8 protein-coding genes are annotated in these 9,681 nt (G+C 63.7%); 6 read left to right on the top strand and 2 right to left on the bottom strand.

The genetic code is table 11. From position 1 onward, the window contains the following. The first annotated feature begins 235 nt into the window (after positions 1 to 235). The 6 genes from TSA1_RS03415 (at position 236) to TSA1_RS03440 (ending at position 7,088) form a co-directional block, all read left to right on the top strand. Entirely contained in the window at positions 236 to 1,111 is an 876-nt protein-coding gene (locus TSA1_RS03415) for a branched-chain amino acid ABC transporter permease (protein WP_100175113.1), read from the top strand. 5 nt (positions 1,112 to 1,116) lie between these two features. Then, positions 1,117 to 2,268, top strand: coding sequence for a branched-chain amino acid ABC transporter permease (locus TSA1_RS03420; protein WP_100175114.1), 1,152 nt, complete (start codon positions 1,117 to 1,119; stop codon positions 2,266 to 2,268). Then, positions 2,265 to 3,023: an ABC transporter ATP-binding protein gene (locus tag TSA1_RS03425; protein ID WP_100175115.1), complete on the top strand. Its 759-nt coding sequence runs from the start codon at positions 2,265 to 2,267 to the stop codon at positions 3,021 to 3,023. Before TSA1_RS03420 ends, TSA1_RS03425 begins: the two co-directional genes overlap by 4 nt. Before the next feature lie 4 nt (positions 3,024 to 3,027). After that, a complete protein-coding gene (locus TSA1_RS03430; protein ID WP_100175116.1) occupies positions 3,028 to 3,816 on the top strand; it encodes an ABC transporter ATP-binding protein in 789 nt (262 codons plus the stop codon). A gap of 91 nt (positions 3,817 to 3,907) precedes the next feature. Continuing rightward, positions 3,908 to 5,746, top strand: a complete 1,839-nt coding sequence (locus TSA1_RS03435; RefSeq protein ID WP_100175117.1) for an AMP-dependent synthetase/ligase — start codon at positions 3,908 to 3,910, stop codon at positions 5,744 to 5,746. Between the two features lie 142 nt (positions 5,747 to 5,888). After that, positions 5,889 to 7,088 (top strand): ABC transporter substrate-binding protein, encoded by a 1,200-nt coding sequence (locus tag TSA1_RS03440; protein WP_100175118.1) that lies wholly within the window; start codon positions 5,889 to 5,891, stop codon positions 7,086 to 7,088. 182 nt (positions 7,089 to 7,270) lie between these two features. On the opposite strand, the gene TSA1_RS03445 is transcribed toward TSA1_RS03440, so the two are convergent. Then, positions 7,271 to 8,383 (bottom strand): lysozyme inhibitor LprI family protein, encoded by a 1,113-nt coding sequence (locus TSA1_RS03445; protein ID WP_100175119.1) that lies wholly within the window; start codon positions 8,381 to 8,383, stop codon positions 7,271 to 7,273. 86 nt (positions 8,384 to 8,469) lie between these two features. Continuing rightward, positions 8,470 to 9,201, bottom strand: a complete 732-nt coding sequence (locus TSA1_RS03450) for a transglutaminase-like cysteine peptidase (RefSeq protein ID WP_100175120.1) — start codon at positions 9,199 to 9,201, stop codon at positions 8,470 to 8,472. Positions 9,202 to 9,681: the final 480 nt, after the last annotated feature.

Raw genomic sequence — 9,681 nt, forward strand, 5'->3', positions numbered from 1 at the left:
GCTCGCGACCATGACCCGAAGATGTTTCGGCACGGTGAATCGCACTGCGGCAAATTCCGTCATCCGGATTGGACTAATGGCAAGTCACCGTTTGTTGACAGCGCTGGGCGGTTCAGGCTGAATTGGTTCCGGACAAATGGCGCTAACGCGGCGAAACGACTGCGTAGCGACTGGACACAAGATGCGGCAAGGCGGTCGGGAAGAACCGCCGGTTGTATCGGGAGGACGCGCGTCAATGCTGGATTTCGTTCAGCAGCTGGTCAGCGGTGTTGCGCTCGGCTGCGTCTACGGCCTGATCGCGCTTGGCTTCGTGCTCGTCTACAAGGCCACCGAGGTCGTCAATTTCGCCCAGGGCGATCTGATGATGCTCGGCGGCTTCTTCGCTTTCACTTTCATCGGCATGATGGGCCTGAACTACTGGATCGGCTTTGCCGGTGCGGTGGCGGCGATGGCGTTGTTCGGCATGCTGGCCGAGCGCGTCGTGGTGCGGCCGATCCTCGGCTATCCGCAATTCTCCATCATCATGGCGACGATCGGCCTCGGCTATTTCCTGCGCTCGATCGCCGGCATGATCTGGGGCACCGACGATCTGAAGATCGAGACGCCGTTCAGCCAGGGCGTGCTGCGCATCGGCTCGCTGGTGCTCGCCTACGACAAGCTGTCGGTGATCGCGGCGACGATGATCCTGTGCACGTTGCTCTATCTCTTCTTCAACAAGACCACGCTCGGCACCGCGATGCGGGCCAGCTCCGAGAACATGCTCGCCGCCTACTATATGGGCATTCCGGTCAAGCGCGTGGTGTCGGTCGTCTGGGCGATCAGCGCGGCGGTCGCGACCTGCGCCGGCGTGCTGCTGGCGCCGATCACCTTCATCCATTCCAATGTCGGCCTCGTGCTAGGCCTGAAGGCGTTTCCCGCCGCCGTGCTCGGCGGCTTCGGCTCTATCCCCGGTGCAGTGGTGGGCGGCGTCCTGATCGGCGTGATCGAGAGCATGGCTGGGTTCTACCTGCCCGAGGGCTGGAAGGATGTCGCGCCTTACGTCGTGCTGCTCGCCGTGCTGCTGCTGAAGCCCGAAGGCCTGTTCGGCCATCACGTCCGCAAGAAGGTCTGAACGCCATGCGCTTCCTGTTCAAGACCGACTACGAGGACGACATCAAGCTGTTCCCGCATTCGGGCTATCTGGTCTCCTACGGCGTCCTGCTCGCGCTGCTGCTGATCGCGCCCTATTTGCTCTCCAGCTATCTGATGAGCCAGCTCGTCTTCGTCTGCATCTATGCAACCGTCGGCGTTGCGCTTCTGATCCTGACCGGCTTCACCGGACAAGCCTCGCTCGGGCATGCCGCGTTCCTCGCCATCGGGGCCTACACGGCGGCCTATTTGCAGAAATACAACGTGCCGTTCCCGGTCTACTTCCTCGCCGCCGGCGGCCTGACCGGCATCATCGGTGCGATGGTCGGATTTCCCGCGCTGCGCCTGACCGGCATCTACCTCGTCATCGCCACCATCTCGTTTGCCCTGATCGTCGAGGAGATCCTGGCGCGGTGGGAAAGCGTCACAAACGGCAACGAGGGCATGCGGGTCAAGACGCTGTCGCTGCTCGGCGTCACCGTGCCGCGCGACAGCCCGACCTTCTACTATCTCTGTCTTGCCGTGCTGGTGCTGACCATCATCGGCACGCTCAATCTCTTGCGCTCGCCGACGGGGCGCGCCTTCGTCGCGATCCGCGACAGCGAGACGGCGGCGCGCAGCATGGGCGTCAATGTCGCGCTCTACAAGGTGAAGTCCTTTGCGATCTCCGCGGCCATCACCGGCTTTGCGGGCGTCTTGTTCGCGCACAAGCTCTCCTTCATCTCGCCGGAGATGTTCACGCTGCAGCTCTCGATCGAGTTCATCATCGTGATCCTGATCGGCGGCGCCTTCAGCCTGCACGGCGCGGTGCTGGGCGCAATCTTCATCGTGATGATCGATCCGTTCCTGACCTATCTGAAGGACGATATGCCCGGCATGATCGCCGGCATCGCCGCGACATTCGGTGCCGGTCCGGCCACTGCGGGAAGCATCAAGTCGAACGTCGCCGCCTTTGCCTCGCTCAATGGCCTGAAGGGCGCGATCTACGGCATCATCATCGTGCTGTTCGTGCTGTTCGAGCCGCTCGGGCTCTACGGCCGCTGGCTCAAGATCAAGCTCTTCTTCCAGCTGTTCCCGCTCTACAAGCGCGCCACCTTCAAGCGGCAGAAGATCTACGTGAAGTCGGAGCGGAACCGATGAGCTATTTCCGCGCGGAGAATTTGTCGCTGCATTTCGGGGGCCTCAAGGCCGTCGATGCGGTGTCCTTCGCGGTCGAGAAAGGCGAGATCCTGTCGATCATCGGCCCCAACGGCGCCGGCAAGAGCTCGATCTTCAATTTGATCTCGCGGATCTACCGGCCGACCTCGGGCCGTATCTTCTTCGAGGACCAGGACATCACGGAGGAGCCGCCCTACGACATCGCCAGGCTCGGCATCGCCCGCACCTTTCAGAACATCGAGCTGTTCGAGAACGCCACGGTGCTCTCCAACCTGCTGGTCGGCCGCCATCGGCACTCGACCACGCAGCTCTGGCAGGAGCTCCTGTTCCTGCCGAGCGTGCGCGCCAACGAGAAAGTGCACCGCCGCAGGGTCGAGCAGGTCATCGAATTCCTCGATCTCGAACCCTATCGCGACAAGCTGATCTCCGGCTTGCCCTACGGCGTGCGCAAGGTGATCGAGCTGGCGCGCGCGCTCTGCTCGGAGCCGAAGCTGATCCTGCTCGACGAGCCGTCAAGCGGCCTCAACGTCGAGGAGACCGACGACATGTCGTTCTGGATCCGCGACATGAAGAGTGAGCTCGGGATCACCGTGCTGATGGTCGAGCACGACATGTCGCTGGTCAACCGCGTCTCCGACCGCGTCATCGCGCTGAACTACGGGAGGGTGCTCGCCATGGGCTCGCCCGCCGAGGTGCAGCAGCACCCCGATGTCGTCGCCGCGTATCTGGGAGCCTGACGCCATGGATGCCGCGGTGACAACCGATATCATCCTGAAACTCTCCAACATCGAGAGCTATTACGGGCCGATCATGGCGATCCGCGGCATCTCGCTGGAGGTGCCGCGCGGCCGCATCGTGACGCTGCTGGGTGCGAACGGGGCCGGCAAGACCACGGTGCTGAAGACCATCTCGGGCATTCTCGATCCGCAGAAGGGCTCGATCGAATTTCTGGGCAAGCCGATCCAGCGCATGGAGGCCGACCGGATCGTACGGCTCGGCCTCAGCCACGTGCCGGAGGGGCGCGAGGTGTTCCCATTCCTGTCGGTGCGCGAGAACCTGATGATGGGCGCCTATCCGCGCAAGGACCGTGACGGCGTCGCGGAGGATCTGGAGCGCGTCTACGGCTATTTCCCGCGCCTGAAGGAGCGCGTCAACCAGCCAGCCGGCCAGCTCTCGGGCGGCGAGCAGCAGATGCTCGCGATCGGACGCGCGCTGATGAACCGGCCGACGCTGCTCCTGCTCGACGAGCCCTCGCTTGGCCTGTCGCCGCTGCTGGTGAAGGAGATCTTCACCATCATCCGGCGCGTCAACGAGGAGCAGGGCATGTCGATCCTGCTGGTCGAGCAGAACGCCAAGGTGGCGCTGGAGACCGCGCATTACGGCTATGTGCTCGAGATCGGCCGCATCGTGATGAACGACAGCTGCGACCGCTTGATGCATTCCCAGGACATCCAGGAGTTCTACCTTGGCGCCAAGGAAGCAGGCGCGCGAGGCGAGCGGCGTTGGAAAAAGAAGAAGACGTGGCGGTGAGGACAAGCTGGCAGTAAGATGAGCTTGCCATCCGCAATCAAGACCGCCGGCAAGGCAGGCAGCGGAGGCAGGCGACAGGGAGGAGAGGCGCATGGCCCGAACGGCGGTGCTGACGGTCGCTGATACGATCGCAAAGAGCTTTTTGCGCGCCGCCGAGATGCGGGGCGACAGGCCGGCGATCCGCGAGAAGAAGTTCGGGATCTGGCAGCCGACCAGCTGGCGCGAATGGCTGGAGATTTCCAAGGAGATCGCCTACGCGCTTCATGCCTCCGGCTTCCGGCCCGGCGACGTCGCCTCCATCATCGCCAACGCCGTCCCGGAATGGGTCCACGCCGACATGGGCGTCCTCTGCGCGGGCGGCGTCTCCTCGGGCATCTATCCGACCGACGCCTCGTCCCAGGTCGAATATCTCGTCAACGATTCCAAAACGAAAGTGATCTTCGCCGAGGACGAAGAGCAGCTCGACAAGATCCTCGCCTGCCGCGCGCGTTGCCCGAGCCTCCACAAGATCATCGTGTTCGACATGGAGGGTCTCAGCGGTTTCACCGACGACATGGTGATGTCGCTCGACGAGTTTCGTGCACTCGGCCGCAATCACATGGTCGGCCGCGAGGCGCTGTGGCAGGAGATGATCGACAGCCGCAGCGCCGCCGATCTCGCCATCCTCGTCTACACATCAGGCACGACCGGTCCGCCCAAGGGCGCCATGCACGCCAACCGCAGCGTCACGCACCAGATGCGGCACGCCAATGACTTCATCCCGGCGCGAGAGGACGAGGACCGGCTGATCTTCCTGCCGCTCTGCCACGTCGCCGAGCGCATCGGCGGCTATTACATCTCGGTCGCGCTCGGCTCGGTGATGAATTTCGCCGAGAGCCCGGAGACCGTGCCGGACAATCTGCGCGAGGTGCAGCCGACCATCTTCCTCGCGGTGCCGCGCATCTGGGAGAAGTTCTACTCCGCCATCACCATCGCGCTGAAGGATGCGACGCCGCTGCAGCAATGGGTCTATCGCCGCGCCATCGACATCGGCTACCGCATGGTCGAATGCCGGATCGAGGGCAGGGCGCCGCCGCTGCTGCTGCGCCTTGCGAACCGCGTCGCCTACCTCGTCGCATTCCGCAACATCCGCCGCATGATCGGGCTCGACCGTTGCCGCACCGCCTTCACCGGCGCCGCTCCCATCGCGCCGGAACTGATCCGCTGGTATCTCGCGCTCGGCATCGACATCCACGAGGTCTACGGCCAGACCGAGAATTGCGGCGTCGCCACCATGATGCCGGCCGAGCGCATCAAGCTCGGCTCGGTCGGCACCGCCGTGCCCTGGGGCGAGGTCGCGCTGTCGCCCGAGGGTGAGATCCTGATCAAGGGCGACTTCCTGTTCATGGGCTATCTGAACCAGCCGGAGAAGACCGCCGAGACCATCGATTCCCGCGGCTGGCTGCACACCGGCGACGTCGGCACCATCGACAATGAAGGCTTCGTCCGCATCACCGACCGGATGAAGGACATCATCATCACCTCCGGCGGCAAGAACATCACGCCGTCCGAGATCGAGAACCAGCTCAAATTCTCGCCCTACATCTCCGATGCCGTCGTGATCGGCGACCAGCGGCCGTATCTCACCTGCCTCGTGATGATCGACCAGGAGAACGTCGAGAAGTTCGCCCAGGACCACGACATTCCCTTCACCAATTATGCGAGCCTGTGCCGAGCCATGGAGATCCAGGACCTGATCGGTCGCGAGATCGAGCAGGTCAACGGCAATTTTGCCCGCGTCGAGACCATCAAGAAGTTCTACCTCATCGAGCGCCAGCTCACGCCGGAGGACGAGGAGCTGACGCCGACCATGAAGCTGAAACGCGGCTTCGTGAACAAGCGGTATGCCGCCGAGATCGAAGCGATGTATCGCCAGCGCGCCGTGGCGTGACGCATGCGCATGCCCCGGAAAAGTGGGAACCGGTTTTCCGGGGAAGGAGCATGCGCAAGAGAGAAAAGTCGGATTTGGGAAAGCGAAGGAGCGACGGCCCCCGCCCTCCGCGTAACACGGGCCTTTAGGAGAGGAGACGTCAATGTCGAAATCGTTCAGCGCGTTCGGCCTCGCTGTGAGTGCCGTGGTGCTCACCTGTCTGCCGGCCACGGCGCAAACCAAGGTCACCAACGAGGGCATCTCGGCAAGCGAGATCGTCGTCGGCACCCACCAGGATCTCTCGGGCCCGATCAAGGGCTGGGGCGTCCCGGTCTCCAACGGCATGAAGATGGCGGTCGAGGAGATCAACGCGGCCGGCGGCGTCAACGGCCGCAAGATCCGCCTGGTCGTCGAGGACAGCGGCTATGATCCGAAGAAGGCCGTGCTGGCCTCGCAAAAACTGATCGAGCGAGACAAGATCTTCGCGATGGTCGGGCCGATGGGATCGCCCACCGTGCTCGCCGCGCAGGACATCCTGCTCGACGCCGGCGTGCTTCAGCTCTTCCCGCTGACCGCGGCCGAGTTCACCTTCAAGTTCGATCCGGCCAAGCCGCAGGAACGGCTCAAGTTCAACAACCTGCTGCCCTATGTCGAGAGCACGCGCGCGGCGCTGAAATACATGATGGAGTGGAAGAACTTCAAGAAGCCCTGCATCATGCATCAGGACGACGAGTACGGAAAGAACGTGCTCGACGGCTTCAACCAGCAGCTCACCGCCATGAAGGTGCAGCCGGCGTCGATCACGAGCTACAAGCGCGGCGCCTCCGACTTTAGCGCTCAGATCGCCAAGATGAAGTCCGACGGCTGCGACCTCGTCGTGCTCGGGGCAGTGCTGCGTGAGCCGATCGGCGCCATGACCGAGGCCAAGAAGCTCGGCTGGGACGTCACCTTCCTCGGCGCCACGCCCACCAACGTGATGGAAGTGCCGATGCTCGGCAAGGAGGCGGTCGAAGGCCTCTACGCCGCAAGCGGCTTCGAGATCCCTTACGAGGACACCGCGAAGGGCAAGGTCAAGGACTGGCTCGTCAACTACAAGAAGATGTTCGGCACCGACGCCAACACGCAGGCGATCATCGGCTACAATGCGATGATGACGTTTGCCTTTTATGCGCAGAAGGCGGGCAAGGATCTCACGGGGCAGAAGATGCTGGACTCGCTGGAGTCGGGCGAAAAATTCCTCGACATCTTCAACTCGCCGCCGACCAAGTTCTCCAAGACCGACCACCTCGCCAACACGATCACCCAAGTGCAGCAGGTCAAGGGCGGCCGCTGGGTGCTGGTCAAGGACAATCTGATGTTCTGATGCTTCGCGTTGACCCTCCCCTGGAGGGGGAGGGTCGATCGCACGCAGCGCGAGCGGGGTGGGGTGATCTCTTCACGCAGGCACAGCCTTCGTTGTGGAGAGACTGTCACCCCACCCCGCCACGCATTTCGCTTCGCTACATGCGTAGCGACCCTCCCCCTCCAGGGGAGGGTAAGGGAAACTCACGATCCCCCGCTCGCGGTGCCTGAACTCACCGGCGCCAGCTCGTCCTCGCGGCAGCGCCAGCCGTCGGCGGCTTTGACGAACGCGAAGGTCCGCTGGATGCGCAGGCGGCGCGTCACGTTGAAGGCTTCTGCCGCCCGCTCTTTGTTGGCGGCGCCTGGCTGCGGAAGACCCGTCCTGGCGTCCCAGCAGGTGCCGGTACAGGTGGAGGCGACCTTGCTGCACATGGTGAAAGGCGCCAGCACGGCCATCTCGATCTCGCCCGTGACCTGCGCCTCCTGCTCGGTCACCTGGCTGTCGAGCGCGTAGACGCGGTTGATGCGGAGGAAACTGCCGCAGGAATTGGCCGCATGGATCCGCGCGGCACAGAAGTCGATGGCGTCGGTGTCGGGGATGCGGGCCGCGACCTGCCGGCCGAACACCTTCTTGGGATCTCCCTTTGCCGCGCGGATTTCGTCGGTCCTGCGCTTCAAATGCTCGGCGAGACAATCTTCCGCGGAATCGAGCTCCTGCAGCGGCACGTTCTCCTTGCCGACGAGATTGCATTTGCGGTCGCGCTCGCGGGTCCACCTGCCATATTCGGCGAAGGCAAAGCGCGCGGCGGTCGGGTCCAGCTTGCCGATCAGAGTGCGCACCTGGCCATTGAGCTCGGTCTCGGCCTGCGCCAGCGATGGATCTGCACAGATCAGGGCGCCGGCTGCGGTGTTGGCCGCGAGGCAGTCGAAATCAGGATCGCCCACGATTGCGGCGCGCTCCTCGGTCACCTTGAGCAGGCACGCCTTTACCCGATCGAGATCGTCGATGCGGACCGCGGTCTGGCCGACGATGCCGCAGCTGAGATTGCGCTGGCGGATCCAGATCGCGTTCTCCTCGATCGCGGGCAAGCGATCGGGCAGGCGGGCGAGCCGCGCCTCGATCGCCGTGTTCAGCTTCTCGGCGGCGGCGGCCAGCGTGGGATCGCCGCAGAACAATTGATTGCCGGGGTCGCGAATCTGCTGGCAGTTGTTCCTGGCAAACAGCGGCAGCCGATCGACGAGAGAGGGGGCGGGCTGTGCGGACGCGGGAGCGGCGAGCGCCAGCAGCGCAAGCACAGACAGCACGATGAACCGCATTCCGGTCGCCCCCGCATGGAAGGCGCCATGCTAGCGTCTGGAATCGCGCGGCGAAATGGGTTTGTGGCGGATGTCGCCCGTGGGAATCAACGCGCCTCGGCGGCCGCCACCGAGACCTGCACCGGCTCGTCGACATATTTCATCACGGCCGACTGGTAGAGTGTGAACAGCGGTTGGTAGCTCCGTGCAGCTCCATCCTCGACCATCGCCATGCGGCGGTTGTCGAGCATCAGCCAGTGGCCGTCGAGCCTTGCTGCGGCAACCGCATGCTCTTCGCCGGCCCTGACGTCGCGCACCACGACGATACGAAGGTCTTCGGCGGCAATGCCTGCCAGCCGCAGCGCGGCCAGCTTGGCGATGGCGTAGTCCTCGCAGTCGCCGGCACCGCGGGCGAAGGTCGCAAGCGGCGAGCTCCAGACGTCGTCAAGGCCGTCGTTGGCGGCCCGGATGGCGAGGTTGATGGCGCGGTTGGTCTCGCCGAGCCGCGCCCGGCCGTCGCGGGCGCGGGCCTGGTCGACGATGCCAAGCAGTTTCAGGGCTGCGGGCGAGGCGCAATTGTCCCGGTCGCCATCGCATAGTGCGAGCTGCACCATGTCGTCGTCGAGCCTGCTCTTCAGGGCCGACCATTTCTGCTGGAGACTGCCGGACGAGATGGCGAAGGCGAACACGCCGAACGGCTCGGCGGATTTGCGCACGAGCATTCCGGCTCCCGGCGACAGCAGTGTGCCGGCGCGAAGCTCGGCGGCCGATCCGAGCAGGACCAGTCCGCACAGGACAAGGATTGCGCGCCAGGCGCGCGAGCGAGCAGCGGTCTCCATCTGACATCCCCTTCCCAGGCTTCGCCAGGTCCCCCTCGACCTCGGCGTGCCGGGCTGTTGCTTTCGCGGAGATAGTGCGAGATCGGCCGTTTTGCTCTGCTTAACGCGCCGGCCGGGGGTCCCAAAACCGGGGAACAGGCTGAAATGCGCCTGGCCAAATTGCGTAAAATTTTACGATTCGCGGGCTAGGAGGTGTCGTGCTGCCGCGAAATGGAACCAATTGCAGGCACAAGTTGTGGGGCGTGCCGAATCTGGGTCCTATGGCTAACGACCCCCTATTTCATGGGGTTCTGTTAGTTAGGTCACAGATTTAACTCCGTATTTGCCGCAGGATGCCGCGGGACCTCGCGAAGGAAAGATGACGCAAGTATCTGCTCCGTGACTATACGGAAGGTTACTTTGGATGACTGGAAATGCGTGGAAAAAGGCCGGATTCGACTTCCGAGTATTTGAGAGATTACTTTCGCTTCTCTGTAGCGG

Source organism: Bradyrhizobium nitroreducens (assembly GCF_002776695.1).
GTDB lineage: Bacteria > Pseudomonadota > Alphaproteobacteria > Rhizobiales > Xanthobacteraceae > Bradyrhizobium > Bradyrhizobium nitroreducens.

Bases quoted from the DNA above. Each gene is read 5' to 3' on its own strand.
- TSA1_RS03415 (WP_100175113.1), top strand. From the start codon at position 236: ATGCTGGATTTCGTTCAGCAGCTGGTCAGCGGTGTTGCGCTCGGCTGC.
- TSA1_RS03420 (WP_100175114.1), top strand. From the start codon at position 1,117: ATGCGCTTCCTGTTCAAGACCGACTACGAGGACGACATCAAGCTGTTC.
- TSA1_RS03425 (WP_100175115.1), top strand. From the start codon at position 2,265: ATGAGCTATTTCCGCGCGGAGAATTTGTCGCTGCATTTCGGGGGCCTC.
- TSA1_RS03430 (WP_100175116.1), top strand. From the start codon at position 3,028: ATGGATGCCGCGGTGACAACCGATATCATCCTGAAACTCTCCAACATC.
- TSA1_RS03435 (WP_100175117.1), top strand. From the start codon at position 3,908: ATGGCCCGAACGGCGGTGCTGACGGTCGCTGATACGATCGCAAAGAGC.
- TSA1_RS03440 (WP_100175118.1), top strand. From the start codon at position 5,889: ATGTCGAAATCGTTCAGCGCGTTCGGCCTCGCTGTGAGTGCCGTGGTG.
- TSA1_RS03445 (WP_100175119.1), bottom strand. From the start codon at position 8,383: ATGCGGTTCATCGTGCTGTCTGTGCTTGCGCTGCTGGCGCTCGCCGCT.
- TSA1_RS03450 (WP_100175120.1), bottom strand. From the start codon at position 9,201: ATGGAGACCGCTGCTCGCTCGCGCGCCTGGCGCGCAATCCTTGTCCTG.